A 16,500-nucleotide genomic window follows, 5' to 3' on the forward strand; every position below is an offset into this window, starting at 1 on the left:
TGACCTCGCGTGCGGGCTGAGATTGTGCTTGCCCTCTGCATTCTAATCTTTTATCTGGGAACCACCCCAGTGTCTGCCGCTCCGTTCTGGCTAAAGCCTGGAACTTATGTGAACTACACCGTTGTCGTCCCGGAGGACGCCCGCTTTGGGATAAACGACATCATGGTCAAAGTTGATATGCTCAACGAGCGCTCCTTTGAGGCGCTTTCTCGCTACCTAAACGTTTCTCGGGGTGAGAACTACGTTACCGTTCTCTGGCCGATGGGGACGTCTTACCTCTCCTTTAAAGTCCTCTCTGTGGACAATACGACGGCTAAAATCCGCGTCAGGCTTGAGCTCCATAACGTGGTAATTGAAAGTCCCGACATCGCGAACGCGAGCGTTCTGGTGTTCTCGGAAGTTCTTACGCTCGACCTTGAGACTGGGGCCTACATCGTAAACGGCACACCCGTTGCCAGGCCGAGCTTCTTCATTGACCCGTCCGCCCCTCCTGAGCCCGGCGCGCTTCTCCTGAACGTCACGGTTCCGGAGGGCGGAAACTGGGTGATGCGGGTTGAGAACCTGAGCTACTCCCGCTATAAAGACTTTGAAGTCCTGACATACCTGCGTACCTTCCATCCGCCGTTCATATATCTTGAATCCGATGTGGTGCCGTTCAGCCTCAGCGGCCCCAACTACAGCTGCTCTGGCGGAACTTCGTTCTCGGCGCTCTATGACTCATCGACCGGCCTTATGATAGCATCAGACCTGAGTGCAACCCCTCCCGAATTCGTCCTCATGGGGATTATCAGATCCAGCATGGAGGACGTGAACGCTTCCAGGGCCCTCCGCAGATTCCTCTCTGAGGGTGCAGACAAGCGCTGGCTTCAGGGCTGGAACCTCTATGCGACCAACGTGGGGTTTCCAGAGGAACGTTCGTTAGAGAGGCCGACCAGCCCCCTCGCATACTACTTTGCGTTCACTGTTCTTGTCGCCTTTGCAGTCGGTTTTAGGGACTTTAGGAGGTGGATTGGATGAAAATTCTTCGCTGGGAGCTTGGAGACCCGCTGAACCTCGCCGCGTTTGCCTTTGGTTTCCTGCTCATCGGCACTTCCCTGTTCATTGGGGGGATTAGGGTATCGAATCACTTTATGGTGTTCCCTCCTGAGGAGGACTCTCTCGTGGCTTTTTCATACCGGGCCATGGGGGTCAGCGTTCCCCTTCTGTCCGAAAGGGTGTATACGTCTTTTATTCTGACCGCCGTCCTCCTGTCATCTCTGGTTCTGAGAAACGATAGAGACACTCGCTTTGCTCTTTCAGTTTACTCCCTACCCGTGGGGAGGAAAAGGCTTGTTCTCTCCAAGGTTCTGGCAGTTTTTGTACTGCTGTTCACGGCCTCATTTCTCCCGTTTATTCTGACGGTTGCCTACATCTTCGGCGATACCGGAAGCTTCATTCTCAGTGCCTTCCTCTCGAAGGGTCTGCTCCTGGTATACCTCCTGTACTGGGCTCTGGCTGTCTTTTATGCAGTTGCAGTTTCCTCTTTCGTGGCTATAATCTCCCTCAACACCTTCGTCTCAATAATGGCTGGACTTTCCGCCCTCTACGTTCCCTATTCTCTGGGGGCATCATTTCTACCCCCTAAGGTTCTCAACACTGCAATACTCCAGGCGTACACTTCTGAAATCGCTCTTTCCGGCTGGATTCCCCACCTGCTCTCGTCCGCTTTTCTCCCCTGCGTTTTTCTTCCGGTTCTGCTTATCATCCTGACTACTTACGTGGCAGAAAGGAGGGATGTCAAATGAGGCTCTTCAGGCTCACGCTTTTTCTTGTAGCTGTCTTCACTCTGGTGGCACTCGTCATCCAGCACATTGAACTTTCCAAGCCTTACTCGGACTTTGCAGTAGATGCATCGTGTGCCGTCGTTCCCTCCGCGAGGGTTCTTGCCCTCAACATGAACGGACAGGACAACTATTCGGTGGCTTTCTACGATCCAGTGGAGGGCAGATTTCTCTACTCGTCAGAGCTTGTCGGCTCGGGCAGGGCGGTCGTTGAGTTCAATCACTCGGGCCCGTACTGCGTTGTTGTGTCTTCCCAGGCGCCGGCTTCGGTGGCAATCTCGGGCATGGGGAGCTACCCCTCTTCGAGGGCGCTTTCAATTGAGTACCTTGTTGGCGGCACATCTGCGCTCCTGTTTGTCCTTACGGGGGTGCGGAGATGATAATCCGGACAAAACACCTTACAAAACGTTTTGGCCACATAACAGCGCTCGATTCGGTCAGCATCGGAATTGGTGAGGGCGTTACCTTAATCCTGGGGCCCAACGGGGGAGGCAAGAGCACCTTTCTGAACCTCTGTGCTGGAACGTACAGGCCCACTGAAGGTGTGATCCGGGTCTTCGGGGGCGATCCCTGGGCCGACGCGAACGTTAGACAGAGGTTTGGTGTGTCTTTTGACCCTCCTGCCCTACCGAAGCACAGGACGGGGCGTGAGTGGCTTGAGTTCCTGGCTGAGATTAGGGGCGGGTCTACGTCGGATATCATTGAGGCGTTTTCACTTGGGGGCTTTCTCGATAGGAGGATTTCCACGTACTCGGCAGGAATGATGAAGCGGTTGAGCATAGCATCTGCGTTCGTGGGGGAGCCAGAGCTTGTCCTGCTGGATGAGCCGCTTGTGAACCTTGATTTTGATGCGATACCTGAAATCGTCGGCCTGTTGGAGCGTTTTGCCTCTGAGGGTCTGTCTATTGTTGTGGTTTCTCACATATGGAAGCCGTTCCTTGAGTTCGCGGACAGGGTGGTAGTCATAGCAGGAGGGAGGGTGAAGCATGATGGTAGCGTGGAGGAGGTTGCTTCTGCTCTCAGTCTTATTTAGCGGGCTCTTGGCGCCGTCTGCATCTTCGACCCCTGTGTTTTTTGAGTTTGACGGCCAGGTAAGGGCTGGAAACCTGACTTCGGTGGCCCCTATCGTGCTGAACCTGAGTGAAGGGGACTGGCCCGTTGAGCTCTCCGTTGGAAACGTTACCCTCGTTCTCAACGTGAGCGTTGGTGATGCTCCCCTGGTGGTTGAGATTAATGAGTCGCTTCTGAGAAGGTCATTGGGCGGTTTCTCGACAGCCACAGTCTTTCTTTCAGGCAGAGAGGTGCCTTCAATAGAATCCGAGAAGACCCCGTGTATGGCGGCCCCGGATTGGAGTGAGGGTGAAGGCGAGAGCTCGGCGAGGGGGCCTTCAAGGCCGGTTCCAATGGAAACTGTTCTCTTCTCGCCGTGTCGCGAAAGGGAATACCTTCTCCTTCCCAGCGGCGTTCCTGTGGTCGCCGAGTATGGGGGTGTCAAAAAATACTGCCTCATCAGGATTTCTGAGGGAGGCGGCGGCTGGAGCTCACAGGGAGGGTGCTCCTTCGCGTATATTGAAAACGCGGTATCTTCCGTCCCCGTGGAGATAACATCGAGACCCTGCAACGCTACCGTCTACATCAACGGCTTTCATCTCTTCGGGGAGTGGTTCACTCCTATGGTGGTTCACCTTCCGCTCACTCCTGAGCTGAGCCCCTACAATGTATCCATCGGTGCGAGAGGCTATCCATTTGTCTCTGGCGTCGTGAATTCAACTGAAAAAAGGGTAGCCCTTTATGCGGATCTATCCGCTCTCTCACGCGTTGTTTTGGTCCACTCCGGGGCGGGAGTACTTGAAGTCCTAACCGAGCCTGCCAATGCTAGTCTAAAAATCTTTGCGGGAAATAATGAGGTTTTCTCTGGTAGAAGTCCCATTAAACTCGTCCTTCCTGAGGGAGTTTACACGCTCAGTGCGTCTCTTCCAGGGTATGGGGGCATCGTTGAAAACGTGACAGTCCCCGCCAACGAAAGCGTTTCGCTCGACCTCACCCTTAGCCTTCTGCCTGCGAACCTCCGTATTACCACTGTCCCTTCCGGGGCAGAGGTGAGAATTGGGAACGTAACCTGTACTTCTCCCTGCTCCCTGAACCTGACTGCAGGTGTCTACAACGTTTCTGCTTCGCTTCCAAGGTATCTTCCAAGCTCTGTCCTTGTTGGGCTCGCACCCGGAGAATCACAGGCCATCTCCCTGGAACTCGTTCAGATGCCCGTCCTGAGGATTTTAACATCGCCAGAGGGTGCTACCGTTACTGTGGGTGGCGAACAGTGCTTCACTCCCTGCAACATCACGTTGGCTCCCGGCAGCTACAGCGTGACCGTAGAAAAAAGCGGCTATGAGAAAGCCGTGCTTGTGGTATCCCTTAACGCGGGTGACGTGAGCGTGGTCAACGTCTCCCTGAGGAAAGAACCGTTGCCAACTTCACCTTCCCCCGTGGACGCCCTTAAAACCAGTCACGAAGTCAACAAAGTTACGGAGACTGTGTCGCGGCAGGAGGGGATAAACTGGAAACCGGCACTGGTAGTTTTTTCATTGCTGGCTCTTGTCGTTGTGTTTGCCAAAATGCGTGGGTGAGGTTGGATATTGGGTCAAATGACCTCTCCCCCGTAATCTTTTTAAGACCTTCCGCATAGAATTCAAATGGTAACCAAAGGTTACTAAAGGAGGTGACGCTCATGGTCAGGAAAGTCAAGACGGGCATCCCTGGCATGGACGAAATTCTCCATGGGGGAATCCCCGAGAGGAACGCTGTCCTTCTCAGCGGCGGGCCGGGAACGGGGAAGACGATATTCAGCCAGCAGTTCCTCTGGAACGGCCTCCAGATGGGTGAGCCTGGCATCTACGTTGCCCTTGAGGAACATCCCGTTCAGGTAAGGCAGAACATGGCCGAGTTCGGCTGGGACGTCAGGAAGTACGAGGAAGAAGGAATGTTCGCGATGGTCGATGCCTTCACCGCGGGCATTGGTAAGAGCAAGGAGTACGAGAAGTACATCGTCCACGACCTCACCGACATCAGGGAGTTCATAGACGTCCTCAGGACGGCCGTGAAGGACATAAACGCCAAGAGGGTCGTCATAGACTCAGTGACAACGCTCTACATCAACAAGCCGGCGATGGCGAGGGGCATCGTCATGCAGCTCAAGCGCGTTTTGGCCGGTCTTGGAGTTACGAGCATACTCGTGAGCCAGATAAGTGTCGGCGAACGCGGGTTCGGCGGTCCGGGAGTTGAGCACGGCGTTGACGGCATAATAAGGCTCGACCTTGACGAGATTGACGGCGAGCTCAAGCGCTCGTTGATAGTCTGGAAGATGCGCGGGACAAGCCACAGCATGAGGAGGCACCCGTTCGATATCACCGACAAAGGAATAGTCGTTTACCCGGACAAAGTTCTCAAGAGGAAGACCGTTGTTGAGGTTGAGTGAAAACTGAAAGGGGGTGAGAGAATGGAGGTTCCGCTGAACCCGATTGGGAGGGAGGAGATTCACAGGCTTGAGAGCATACTCCTCTTCGCGACGCTCTTCAGGCCCGAAGTTATAGAGCTCATAAAGGATCCGGCAGAGAGACTGACCTGGGTTGACAGCCTTGCAGTCGCTGCGGGTGCCATAGCCAGGGAGAAGGCTGGCATGACCACCAGCGAAATCGCCGAGGAGCTCGGCAGGACTGAGGCGACGATAAGGAAGCACCTCAAGGGTGAGACCAAGGCCGGCCAGCTCGTCAGAGAAACTTATGAGCTCATAAAGCAGGGCAAGCTCGACGAACTCGTGAAGAACGTCGAGGTTCTGGCCAAGGGCGGCCAGCTCGTTGCTATGGAGGAGTACGAGAAGCTCAAGAAGGAGAAAGAGGAGCTTGAGGCCAGAGTGGAGGAGCTTGAAGAGAAAGTCAAGAGCCTCGAAGAGGAGAACAGGGCACTCAAGGCGAAGCTTGAGAACGTCAGGAAGATACTTGACGACGCTTTGAGCAGGATAAAAGAGATAGGGAAGCTCCTTTAACTTCCGTTTCCATTCTTCCTCAGGGCCTCTTCCCACGTCATTATCATGTGGGTGAAAGTCTCGTCGTCCTCCTCGATTCCGCGCTTTATCTCGGAAACGTGGGCGTACTTGGCCTTGAGCTGTTCGAGGATGTAGTCAACGGCCTTCTCGGGCTCGGCCTTGGTTCCGCAGGTGTAAACGTCAAGTGCGGCGTAGCCCTTCTCTGGCCAGGTGTGGATTGAGATGTGGCTCTCGGCGACGATAACTACACCGCTGACGCCGGTCGGTGAGAACTTGAAGAAGTAGCTTGACTTGACTTCCATGTTGCCTACCTTTGCCGCCTCAAGGAATATCTGCCTTATCTTGTCAGCGTTACCGAGAACCTCTGGATCGCACCCCGCGGCTTCAACAACGTAGTGAAACCCAATAGTCTCGATCTCGCTCATGGTCTCTCACCTGGGTGGTGGGTAGTACGCTCCCTTTTTAAAGTTAATCCCCAAAGTGAACAGGAATTAGCGGGCCGTTTCGGCTCTGAACTGGCCAGAATTGAATTTTATGGATTTAAACTGAAGTTTTCTGGTAGTTTTTGAAAAATCCGGTTACTTACTGACAAAACGGACTTTGAGGCGATTAAAGCCGTTTAAACCTTTCTGGTGAACAGTGTCCAGTTTAAACCAATGAACCACTAATTTTAAAACTCGCATTTCAAACTAACCACAAGTCGAGATTAAAAGCTTTCAGGGGTGAACGTATGGCCAAGAAGAAGGCTAAAAAGCCCGGGGAGACCAATGAGTTCCGGGCGAAAAAACGCGAAAAGCTCCGGTTTTTGGCTGAAATGGAACCGAAAAAGATGATAACCTATCCACTCGCCGTCTTTATAGTGGCCCTGCTCTTAGTGGCGGTTCACTTCCCGCCGCTTGGCATTGAGCTCAGGGGCGGTGTCGTGGTTACTGGCTACGGGATAAGCGCCGACCCCGACCAGGTCGAGAAATGGCTGGGTGACCAGCTTGGGTTCTCCGTCAATGTCGAGAGCTTTACGAGCGTTGATGGGTCAAAGGGAATTCGCGTTTACACCCCCGCTAACGCTGACCCCACCCAGATTATTAAGGCCCTCAAGCAGAAGTACCCAGATGCAGACTACACTCACAGCGAGGTTCTTCCAACGTTCGGTGAGCTCGCCAAGAGACAGGGCATTAGGGCCATAGCGTTTGCCTTCCTGGCAATGGCCGTGGTGGTCTTCCTGTTCTTCAGGAACCCGGTCTCGTCGCTGGCGATAATTTTCTCGGCACTCTCAGACATGATAATTGCAATTGCGCTGATGGGTGTCTTTGGAATCCAGCTGACGACGGCAACGATAGCGGCCCTGCTGATGCTCATCGGTTACACCGTTGACAGCAACATACTCCTCACCACCAAGCTCACGCGCAGGAAGGAGGACACCATAGAGGAGGCCTACCTCAGCGCTGTTTCAACGGGCTTCACCATGAGCACGACGACCCTTGGAGCTCTGTTTATGCTGTGGCTGATTTCAACGTCGCCGACGATAGACAACATAGCCATAGTCCTCATATTCGGTCTCCTCGCGGACTTCATGAACACCTGGGTCTTCAACGCCGGCGTTCTCCGCTGGTATCTCACCACCAGGGGGGTTAAGGCATGAACAGGAAGCTTAAAAAGCTCCTCCTCAACTGGAAAGTTCTCCTGCTCATCATCTTTGTCGCTGGTTCGATAGCGACGCTTGCTGTACGTCCATTGACCTACGGAATAGACATCGCGGGTGGAGTCGCCCTCATAGCCCAGACTGAGCGCCCCGTTGATTCCAGCACAATGGAGATTGTGACAGACTCGCTCCAGGAGCGTTTGAACACCTTTGGGCTGAGGGAGGTCCAGATTCAGGCGCAGGGAAATGACATTGTCGTTGTTAAAGTGGCTAACGTGACGAGCACTGAGGAAGCCAACTCCCTCAAGAAGGTCATTGAGAGCCAGGGTGTCTTCTACATGGAGTTCAACGGGGTAATATTTGGAACGGGTAAGGACATAACCTACGTTGGCGTTTACCAGGTTAAGTCTGACAACAGCTGGGCAGTTCCCTTCAGGATTTCCAAGGAAGCCGCTGAGAAGTTCGCCGAGCTCGCCAAGGGTAAGCCGGGCTGGCCCGTTGACATGTTCCTTGACCCGCCCGCTGACTCGCTCCTCGTCGTGCCCAGGAGCATTTACGACCTCATGAACAGCACAGCCTTCAACGCCAACGCCCCTGAGGCCCCGTACCTCATCGAGAGGATAGAGAGCGCCTTCAATACTACCACGGTGGTGTATGCAAACCAGAGCGCTGAGGAGCTGAAGAGACTCGCCAACGGGAAGCAGATTGTCCTCGCTGGAGTTGGTGCGGAGCTTGTAGATGAGCTCAAGGCAATGAACGTTAGCGTCCGCTACATCCCGAAGCAGAGTGGCGTTACGGACGAGGAGTTCATCAAGAAGGTTCTCGGCCTCTACGGCCCCTACTCCCTCGGTGCGGAGCTTGCCCAAGGCGAGCCTCAGACCGATGTACAGATAACAGGTCATGCCTCTAACAGGTTCCAGGCCGAGCAGGAAGCTAGGACCGTTTACACAGTCCTCAAGAGCGGTTCCCTCCCTGTTAAGCTTAAGGTCATAGGCATGGAGTTCATCTCGCCAAAGCTCGGTGAGAGCTTCAAGACCCAGGCGCTCTACGCGGGGATAGCCGCCCTGATGGCGGTGCTGCTCATCGTTTACCTTCACTACAGGAGCTGGAAGATAGCGATACCAGTCGCAAGCACGAGCCTCTCCGAGGTTATCATCATACTCGGAATCGCTGCCCTGATAAAGTGGAACCTTGACCTTCCGAGCATAGCAGGCATTATAGCGGCCATAGGAACCGGTGTTGACCAGCAGATAGTCATAACCGACGAGCTTCTCGGCGGGGACAAGTCCACCAAGATAACGAGGCGCTCCAGTACCCTCAAGAGGATTGGAAGGGCGTTCTTCATCATCTTCGCATCCGCGGCAACGACGATAGCGGCCATGAGCCTCCTTCTGGTATACTTCGTCGGGACGCTGAAGGGCTTTGCCGTGACGACTATAATCGGTGTCGTTATTGGAACCCTGATTACGAGGCCCGCCTACGCTGAGATAGCAAAGTACCTCGTTGGTGAGAAGTGATGTACGTCATAATAATGGGTGCCGGTAGGGTTGGATACCTGGTCGCGAAGATGCTCGAAGCGGACGGCCACGACGTCACGATAATAGAGATGGACAGAAATAGGGCGAAGGAGCTCTCGATGCAGATAAACGGCCTGGTCATAGAAGGTGACGCCACCGACCCGAGGACTCTCGAAGAGGCCAACATAAAGCAGGCCGACGCTTTCGCGGCGCTTACGGGCAAGGACGACGCCAACCTGCTCGCGTGCATCTTGGCGAAGCACCTCAACCCGAATATCAAGACGTCGCTGAGGATAAGCAACCCCAAGAACAGGCTCATATTCGAGGAGGTAACTGACCTCAGGAAGTACTTTGACTTCGTAATCTCCCCGGAAGTGATAGCGGCGGAATACATAAGCAGAAACATAGTCACGCCCGGCTTCGACCGCGTCCTCTTCCCGAAGGAGGGGGCGGAGATAGTGCGCTTCAACATTGACGAGAACAGCAAAATCGCAGGAAAGCTAGTTAAGGAGCTCAACCTACCAAAAGACGCTCTGATAATAGCAGTTTACGACGAAAAAGGCAACCTGATAATCCCGTCGGGGGACACGAGGCTCCCTGAGAAGGGTCAGATTATAGTTTTCGCCAAGAACTCAGTCCTTAAGGACGTTAAGGAGCTCTTGGAGGGCGAAGATTAGCCAGCAAACTAACAAATTTGGACGGTATTTGTGGTGTTTTAAATTTTAAACATTTTTCATAATTCTCATTTCATTAATTCATGAACACCATAAACTATTTAAAGCTGGTTAGGGAAGCCAAAACCGTCAAAAGGGCTCACCTGTTTTCATTGTCATCGGAGGGACGGTTCATGGAGGACGTCATCAAGCGGATTGTTGAAGCAGAACGGGAAGCAGAGGAACGTATTGAGCGTGCGAAGGAAGAGGCCAAAGCCATTGTCCGCAATGCCAAGGAAGAGGCCAAGACCATCGAGGAGGAAATTCTCGCCAAGGCCCAGGCCGAGGCCGAGTCCCTCGTTCAGAAGGCGAGAGAAGAGGGCGAAGCCGAGGCCAAGAGGATTATTGAGGAGGGTGAGAGGGAAATCGAGTCCCTTCGCTCAAAGGCCGAGACGAACTTCGAGACTGCCATAGCCAGGGCGATAGAGCTTGTGAGAGGGGGCTGAAATGTTCAGGCCCGAGGAAATGGTCAAGCTCGAGGTCATAACCCTTAACCGCTACAAGGACGAGCTGCTGACTTACCTCCACGAGGCCGGGCTCGTTGAGATTCGCGAGCTCGACGTTAAGGTCGCCCAGAGGGACGCCCCCAACGAGTACTACCGGAAGGCCGCTTCGTACAGCATAACAATATCCAGGATTGTGGACTTTCTGAAGGCCCACAAGAAGACCTCCGGAGGGGGACTGAAGGGGTTCTTCTTCCCGAAGGAGCGCGCCAGAAGGACTTACCACTACGAGGGCGTTGAAAAGCTGATAAAGGACGTTGAAGAGTTCCTATCGAAAGTTGAGCCCGAGATAAAGGCCCTTGAGTCCCAGATGAACGCACTCCAGAGCGAGATTGAGCGCATCAACGAGTCCATTGAAGTACTTGAGACTCTCTCGCCCCTTAACCTGGACGTCCGCTACCTCAGGCACTCCGGGCTCGTAAAGGTCACAGTGGGTACTCTGGACAGGACGAGGCTGAAGCCCCTCATTGAAGACCTCAAAGGGGTCACGGAGGGTAAATTCGCCCTCGTTACGAAGGACTCCGGTGAGAAGGTTCTCCTTGTTATAGCGACCCTCAGCAGGTATCAGGATAAGGTCAATTCAGTCCTTGCAAAGCACTCCTTCGAGAAGATAGAGGTTCCTGGGGGTGAGGGGACTCCCGCGGAGCTCCTCAAAGAGTACAGGAGAAAGCTTGACGCCAAGCTGAGGGAGCTCGACGAGATCAGAAAAGAAGAGGAGAGCCTGGCCGAGAAGTACTACGACGACGTCGTTTTCTATAAGGAGCTCCTTGACAACGAGCGCGACAAGGCCTCAGTGCTTCCAATGCTCGCGAGGACCAACATGACGTTCGCTTTGACCGGGTGGCTTCCAAGGATGGACGTCCCCAAGGTTCTTGAGGGGATAAAGGACGTAACGGAAGGAAAGGCCTACATAAACGTCCGCGAGCCCACCGAGGCTGAGCTCGACGAGATTCCGATAAAGCTCAAGAACCCGAAGTGGGTCAGGCCCTTCGAGATGATTACCGAGATGTACGGTGTCCCCAAGTACAACGAGATAGACCCAACGCTCATCATAGCGTTCACGTACTCGTTCTTCTTCGGCTTCATGCTCACTGACTTCATGTACGGCCTTATCATCGGCGTGATTGCGGCATTACTCGTTAAAGGACACAGGAAGTTCAACGACGGAACCTACAAGTTCGCCTACACCCTCCTCTGGAGTTCGTTCTTCACGATGCTCATGGGTGCTCTCTTCGGCAGTTACTTCGGCAACGCGGGGGACATACTCCTCCAGCACATCACGGGCAACTCAAACGCCCAGTTCCCGCGCATAGCGGATCCGCTCAAGCAACCGATGACCGTGCTGATGATGGCCCTTGCCATAGGTCTGGCGCACCTCTTCACGGGCTATGCCACCGGCTTTGTCGTCAAGTGGAAGAACGGCGACGTCAAGGGCGCGGTGTTTGAACAGCTTCCATGGATGCTGATCATAATTGCCGTAGCCCTCCTTGCAACCAAGAATACCTCCATGACAATGCTCGCCAAGGTCATCTTCGGTGCTGGTCTGGTGCTCTTTGTGGTGGGAGAAATAGTCAGCAACGGCGGACTCGCGGCCCTGATGTTAATCTCGGACTTCTTTGGCTTCGTGGGCAACTGGCTCAGCTACGCCCGTTTGATGGCTTTGGCCCTTGCAACCAGTGGAATAGCGCTGGTCATCAATATCCTGGCGGAAATGGTCTGGGGAATCAAGGTAAGCGTCGTTCCCATTGGAATTGTCGTAGGTTTGATTATATTCTTTGGCGGTCAGCTGTTTTCAGTGGCAATAAACGCCCTTGGAGCGTTCGTTCACTCGCTCCGTCTTCACTATGTTGAGTTCTTCGGAACCTTTTACTCGGGTGACGGGAAGCCGTTCACCCCGTTCAAGTCCAAGAGGGAAGTTTCAAAACTTGAGCTGAAAGCTGATGGAGGTGCATGAAAGATGGATCCGATAGTTTACGTATCCCTGGGCGCGGCGCTCGCCGCGGGTATAGCTGGTGTCGCTTCGGCCTTTGGTATTGGTATAGCAGGTACTGCAGCTGCAGGAGCGGTGGCAGAGGACGAGAAGAACTTCAGGAACGCGCTCATACTTGAAGGTCTGCCGATGACCCAGAGCATCTACGGCCTCATTACGCTGTTCCTTATCCTGATGAGCGCGGGGATTATAGGCGGTGGCTTCAAGTTCACCGCCAACACCCCTGAAAACATCGTTAAGAGCGCCATACTCCTCGGTGCTGGCCTCACCGTTGGCCTTACCGGCCTCTCGGCCATCCCGCAGGGTATAATCGCAAGCGCCGGTATCGGTGCCGTTGCCAAGAACCCGAAGACCTTCACCCAGAACGTCGTCTTCGCCGCTATGGCAGAGACCACCGCAATATTCGGTCTCGTCGGTGCGCTCATTATGATAGCCACCGGAGTCGGCCTTTGAGCCAATCTCCTTTTTTTTACAGCCTGAGGAGGACTGAAAATGGAGGGTGCAGAACTCATAATTCAGGAGATAAACAGGGAAGCGGAGCAGAAGATACAGTACATCATCAACGAGGCGAAGGAAGAGGCCGAGAAGCTCAAAGAGGAGGCCAGGAAGAGGGCCGAGGCCAAGGTCGAGTGGATACTCAGGAAGGCAAAGACACAGGCCGAGATTGAGAAGCAGAGGATAATAGCCAACGCAAAGCTTGAGGTCAGGAAGAAGAAGCTTGCCGCTCAGGAGGAGCTGATAAGAAAAGTCCTGGAGTCCCTCAAGGAGAGGCTTGCCAGCCTGTCCGAAGATGAGTACTTCCCGATGGTCGTCGGGCTCACGGCCAACGCCGTTGAGGAGCTCGGGGTTGATAGGGTCGTTCTCCGCTCGAACGATAGAACCCTCAAGCTCATCGTTGAGAGGCTCTCCGAGTTCAAGGAGAAGCTCCGCGAGGCCCTCGGGAAGGACGTCGAGGTCATCGTTGGCGAGCCGATTCAGACAATCGGCGGAGTCCTCGTTGAGAGCCCCGACGGGACGGTAAGGGTCGACAACACCTTCGAGTCTAGGATAGCGCGCTTTGAGAGCGAGCTGAGGGCTACCATTGCGAAGGCCCTCTTTGGGTGATTAAGATGGAGGCAGTAACGGGAATCCTCAACACCACCATCGCAGTCATATTTACGTGGGTGGGCTACAAAACGGCCAAGATGGTCTGGAAGTACACCCCCTACTCGTACCCGAACGCGAGGATTAAGGTAATGGAGGCCAGGCTCCTCACGGAGCAGAAGTTCAATGAGCTGGCGGAGAGCAAGACCCTCCAGAACTTTGTCGTGAGCCTGGAGGACACGGAGTACAAGGAGTACTTTACCGACGTTTCCACTTACTCAATCGAGGAAATCGAGAGGGCCCTTGAGAAGGCTCTCGCTGGAACCTACGAGCTCATGTTCAAGATACTCCCCAAGCGCTCAAGGGGCTTCTTCGAGCTCCTCCTTGAAGGCTGGGACGTCAGGAACATAACCAACGTCGTCAAGGCCAAGCTCGCCAACGAGCCGGCGAGCGACTACGTCATCGAGCTCGGTACGATGCTCCCCAAGGTAAAGGCCATGGCCGAGGCGAAGACCCTCGAGGAGATTCTGGTTATCCTGGAGGGCACCCCTTACGAGGGGCTCTACCAGAAGCTTCTCCTCGGCGAGATAGACGTTACGCGCTTTGAGGCCGAGCTGTACAGGATGTACTACGAGAAGCTCCTGAACTACGCCCTCTCAAGGAAAGACGACGAGAGAGCTGTCCTCGAAGACTACGTCAGGTTTTCAATCGACAAGCTCAACATGCTGACTGCCCTCAGGGCCAAGAAGGCAGGCCTCCCTGCGGAGGAGATAAAGGAGATGCTCGTCCCCGGAGGAACCATCGAACTCGACCCAATCCTGAACGTGGACTCCTTTGAGATGGCCCTGGCGGGACTTGAGTCTACCAAGTACGGCCACATCATCAGGAGCGTCAGGGAGGAGATCGAGAGGGACCTGAACGCCCTCGAGAGGGCGCTCAACGACTACATGATTACGAAGGTCTTAGAGCTGGAGCGCGTCTACCCGCTCAGCATCGCCACTCCGCTCAGCTACGTCCTCATGAAGGAGAGGGAAGTCAGGAAGCTGAGGGCAATAGCCAAGCTGGTGGAGAACGGAGTCAAGCCCGAGAGGATAAAGGAGCTAGTGGGTGAGGTGGCATGAAGATAGCCGTCCTCGGTGACAGGGACACTGCCCTGGGCTTCAAACTTGCAGGGGCTCATGAGGTGTATGCCTTTGAGGACACACCCCTCGAGATGGAGAGGCTCAAGAACAAGCTTATGGAGCTCATTGAGAGGGGCGACGTCGGAATAATACTCATAACCGAGAGGTTCGCCCAGAGGGTTGAGCTTCCCGACGTTACCATTCCAATCATCCTTCAGGTGCCGGACAAGTCCGGCTCTACGTTCGGTGAAGAAGCCCTCCGCGAGATAGTCAGGAGGGCGATTGGTGTTGAGCTCAAGAGGTGAAGGAAAATGGGAAGGATAATTCGTGTTACCGGACCACTCGTCGTTGCGGACGGCATGAAAGGAAGCAAGATGTACGAGGTTGTCCGCGTCGGTGAGATGGGCCTCATAGGAGAAATAATCCGTCTTGAAGGTGACAGGGCGGTCATTCAGGTCTACGAGGAGACTGCGGGCATAAGGCCCGGTGAGCCCGTTGAGGGAACGGGTTCATCGCTCAGCGTTGAGCTCGGCCCGGGACTGCTTACCTCGATGTACGACGGTATCCAGAGGCCTCTTGAGAAGCTCCGCGAGCTCAGCGGTGACTTCATTGCTAGGGGTCTTACCGCTCCGGCTTTGCCGAGGGACAAGAAGTGGCACTTCACGCCCAAGGTCAAGGTCGGCGACAAGGTCACCGGCGGAGACATCCTCGGTGTTGTCCCCGAGACCAGCATCATCGAGCACAAAATCCTCGTTCCTCCATGGGTCGAGGGTGAGATAGTCGAGATAGCCGAGGAAGGTGACTACACCGTCGAGGAGGTCATAGCCAAGGTCAAGAAGCCGGACGGAACCATCGAGGAGCTCAAGATGTACCACCGCTGGCCCGTCCGTGTCAAGAGGCCCTACAAGAACAAGCTCCCGCCGGAGGTTCCGCTCATCACCGGACAGAGGACGATAGACACCTTCTTCTCAATAGCCAAGGGTGGAACCGCCGCCATTCCGGGTCCGTTCGGTTCAGGAAAGACCGTCACCCAGCACCAGCTGGCGAAGTGGAGTGACGCACAGGTCGTCGTTTACATAGGTTGCGGTGAGCGCGGAAACGAGATGACCGACGTCCTTGAGGAGTTCCCCAAGCTCAAGGACCCGAAGACCGGTAAACCGCTCATGGAGAGAACCGTTCTCATAGCCAACACTTCAAACATGCCCGTTGCCGCCCGTGAGGCTTCAATCTACACCGGAATCACCATCGCCGAGTACTTCCGTGACCAGGGCTACGACGTCGCTCTGATGGCAGACTCGACCTCAAGATGGGCCGAGGCTCTGCGTGAGATTTCCGGAAGGCTTGAAGAGATGCCCGGTGAGGAAGGTTATCCGGCCTACCTCGCGAGCAAGATTGCGGAGTTCTACGAGCGTGCCGGCCGTGTAGTTACCCTTGGAAGCGAGCCGAGGGTCGGTAGTGTCTCCGTCATCGGTGCCGTTTCACCGCCTGGTGGTGACTTCAGCGAGCCCGTCGTCCAGAACACCCTGCGTGTCGTCAAGGTCTTCTGGGCCCTCGATGCCGACCTCGCGAGGAGGAGGCACTTCCCGGCAATCAACTGGCTGAGGAGCTACTCGCTCTACCTCGACGCCATTCAGGACTGGTGGCACAAGAACGTTGACCCAGAGTGGAGGAAGATGCGTGACACTGCCATGGCCCTCCTCCAGAAGGAAGCCGAACTCCAGGAGATTGTCAGAATCGTCGGTCCAGATGCACTGCCCGACAGGGAGAAGGCCATACTCATCGTCACGAGGATGCTCCGTGAGGACTACCTCCAGCAGGACGCCTTTGACGAGGTCGATACCTACTGCCCGCCGAAGAAGCAGGTCACCATGATGCGCGTAATCCTCAACTTCTACAACAGGACGATGGAAGCCGTGGACAGGGGCGTCCCAGTGGACGAGATAGCCAAGCTCCCGGTCAGGGAGAAGATTGGCCGTATGAAGTTCGAGCCCGACATCGAGAAGGTTAGGGCGCTCATAGATGAGACGAACGAGCAGTTTGAAGAGCTCTTCAAGAAGTACGGGGCGTGATGC

The 16,500-nt window shown here is 54.7% G+C and carries 18 protein-coding genes; 17 read left to right on the plus strand and 1 reads right to left on the minus strand.

Features of this window, described 5'->3' with window-relative positions; all coding sequences use genetic code 11:
- The first annotated feature begins 9 nt into the window (after nt 1-9).
- The 7 genes from TEU_RS03000 to TEU_RS03030 all read left to right on the plus strand — a co-directional run bounded on the left by TEU_RS03000 (nt 10) and on the right by TEU_RS03030 (nt 5,862).
- Entirely contained in the window at nt 10-1,017 is a 1,008-nt protein-coding gene (locus TEU_RS03000; protein WP_050002382.1) for a hypothetical protein, read from the plus strand.
- Nucleotides 1,014-1,784 carry a hypothetical protein gene (locus tag TEU_RS03005; RefSeq protein ID WP_050002383.1) on the plus strand — a complete coding sequence of 257 codons (771 nt, stop codon included), beginning with the start codon at nt 1,014-1,016 and terminating at the stop codon, nt 1,782-1,784. The genes TEU_RS03000 and TEU_RS03005 overlap by 4 nt, the downstream gene beginning before the upstream one ends.
- Entirely contained in the window at nt 1,781-2,200 is a 420-nt protein-coding gene (locus tag TEU_RS03010) for a hypothetical protein (RefSeq protein WP_050002384.1), read from the plus strand. Before TEU_RS03005 ends, TEU_RS03010 begins: the two co-directional genes overlap by 4 nt.
- Nucleotides 2,197-2,853: an ABC transporter ATP-binding protein gene (locus TEU_RS03015; protein WP_174412691.1), complete on the plus strand. Its 657-nt coding sequence runs from the start codon at nt 2,197-2,199 to the stop codon at nt 2,851-2,853. The genes TEU_RS03010 and TEU_RS03015 overlap by 4 nt, the downstream gene beginning before the upstream one ends.
- Entirely contained in the window at nt 2,807-4,447 is a 1,641-nt protein-coding gene (locus TEU_RS03020; RefSeq protein ID WP_081947191.1) for a PEGA domain-containing protein, read from the plus strand. Before TEU_RS03015 ends, TEU_RS03020 begins: the two co-directional genes overlap by 47 nt.
- Before the next feature lie 101 nt (nt 4,448-4,548).
- Nucleotides 4,549-5,295 (plus strand): KaiC domain-containing protein, encoded by a 747-nt coding sequence (locus TEU_RS03025; protein ID WP_050002386.1) that lies wholly within the window; start codon nt 4,549-4,551, stop codon nt 5,293-5,295.
- Nucleotides 5,296-5,316: 21 nt separating this feature from the next.
- A complete protein-coding gene (locus TEU_RS03030; RefSeq protein WP_050002387.1) occupies nt 5,317-5,862 on the plus strand; it encodes a hypothetical protein in 546 nt (181 codons plus the stop codon).
- Here the strand turns inward: TEU_RS03030 and speD are convergent.
- Nucleotides 5,859-6,278 carry an adenosylmethionine decarboxylase gene (speD, locus tag TEU_RS03035; RefSeq protein ID WP_050003923.1) on the minus strand — a complete coding sequence of 140 codons (420 nt, stop codon included), beginning with the start codon at nt 6,276-6,278 and terminating at the stop codon, nt 5,859-5,861. The two genes, TEU_RS03030 and speD, sit on opposite strands and share 4 nt — an antisense overlap.
- A 314-nt stretch (nt 6,279-6,592) precedes the next feature.
- Here speD and TEU_RS03040 point away from each other — a divergent pair, with 314 nt between their 5' ends.
- The 10 genes from TEU_RS03040 to TEU_RS03085 all read left to right on the plus strand — a co-directional run bounded on the left by TEU_RS03040 (nt 6,593) and on the right by TEU_RS03085 (nt 16,497).
- A complete protein-coding gene (locus TEU_RS03040) occupies nt 6,593-7,501 on the plus strand; it encodes a protein translocase subunit SecF (protein ID WP_050002388.1) in 909 nt (302 codons plus the stop codon).
- A complete protein-coding gene (locus tag TEU_RS03045) occupies nt 7,498-9,018 on the plus strand; it encodes a preprotein translocase subunit SecD (RefSeq protein ID WP_050002389.1) in 1,521 nt (506 codons plus the stop codon). Before TEU_RS03040 ends, TEU_RS03045 begins: the two co-directional genes overlap by 4 nt.
- The gene (locus tag TEU_RS03050; RefSeq protein ID WP_050002390.1) at nt 9,018-9,695 is read left to right on the plus strand and encodes a potassium channel family protein; all 678 of its coding nucleotides are present in this window, start codon (nt 9,018-9,020) and stop codon (nt 9,693-9,695) included. The genes TEU_RS03045 and TEU_RS03050 overlap by 1 nt, the downstream gene beginning before the upstream one ends.
- Before the next feature lie 170 nt (nt 9,696-9,865).
- Nucleotides 9,866-10,177, plus strand: coding sequence for a V-type ATP synthase subunit H (locus TEU_RS03055; RefSeq protein WP_050002391.1), 312 nt, complete (start codon nt 9,866-9,868; stop codon nt 10,175-10,177).
- A gap of 1 nt (nt 10,178) precedes the next feature.
- Nucleotides 10,179-12,188: a V-type ATP synthase subunit I gene (locus tag TEU_RS03060; protein WP_050002392.1), complete on the plus strand. Its 2,010-nt coding sequence runs from the start codon at nt 10,179-10,181 to the stop codon at nt 12,186-12,188.
- Between the two features lie 3 nt (nt 12,189-12,191).
- A complete protein-coding gene (locus tag TEU_RS03065) occupies nt 12,192-12,677 on the plus strand; it encodes an ATP synthase subunit K (RefSeq protein WP_050002393.1) in 486 nt (161 codons plus the stop codon).
- A 39-nt stretch (nt 12,678-12,716) separates the two neighbouring features.
- Nucleotides 12,717-13,328 (plus strand): V-type ATP synthase subunit E, encoded by a 612-nt coding sequence (locus TEU_RS03070; RefSeq protein WP_050002394.1) that lies wholly within the window; start codon nt 12,717-12,719, stop codon nt 13,326-13,328.
- Nucleotides 13,328-14,428 (plus strand): V-type ATP synthase subunit C, encoded by a 1,101-nt coding sequence (locus TEU_RS03075; protein WP_050003924.1) that lies wholly within the window; start codon nt 13,328-13,330, stop codon nt 14,426-14,428. Before TEU_RS03070 ends, TEU_RS03075 begins: the two co-directional genes overlap by 1 nt.
- A complete protein-coding gene (locus TEU_RS03080) occupies nt 14,425-14,733 on the plus strand; it encodes a V-type ATP synthase subunit F (protein ID WP_050002395.1) in 309 nt (102 codons plus the stop codon). The genes TEU_RS03075 and TEU_RS03080 overlap by 4 nt, the downstream gene beginning before the upstream one ends.
- A 6-nt stretch (nt 14,734-14,739) precedes the next feature.
- The gene (locus TEU_RS03085) at nt 14,740-16,497 is read left to right on the plus strand and encodes an ATP synthase subunit A (RefSeq protein ID WP_050002396.1); all 1,758 of its coding nucleotides are present in this window, start codon (nt 14,740-14,742) and stop codon (nt 16,495-16,497) included.
- Nucleotides 16,498-16,500 lie beyond the last annotated feature (3 nt).

This window comes from Thermococcus eurythermalis (assembly GCF_000769655.1).
GTDB lineage: Archaea > Methanobacteriota_B > Thermococci > Thermococcales > Thermococcaceae > Thermococcus > Thermococcus eurythermalis.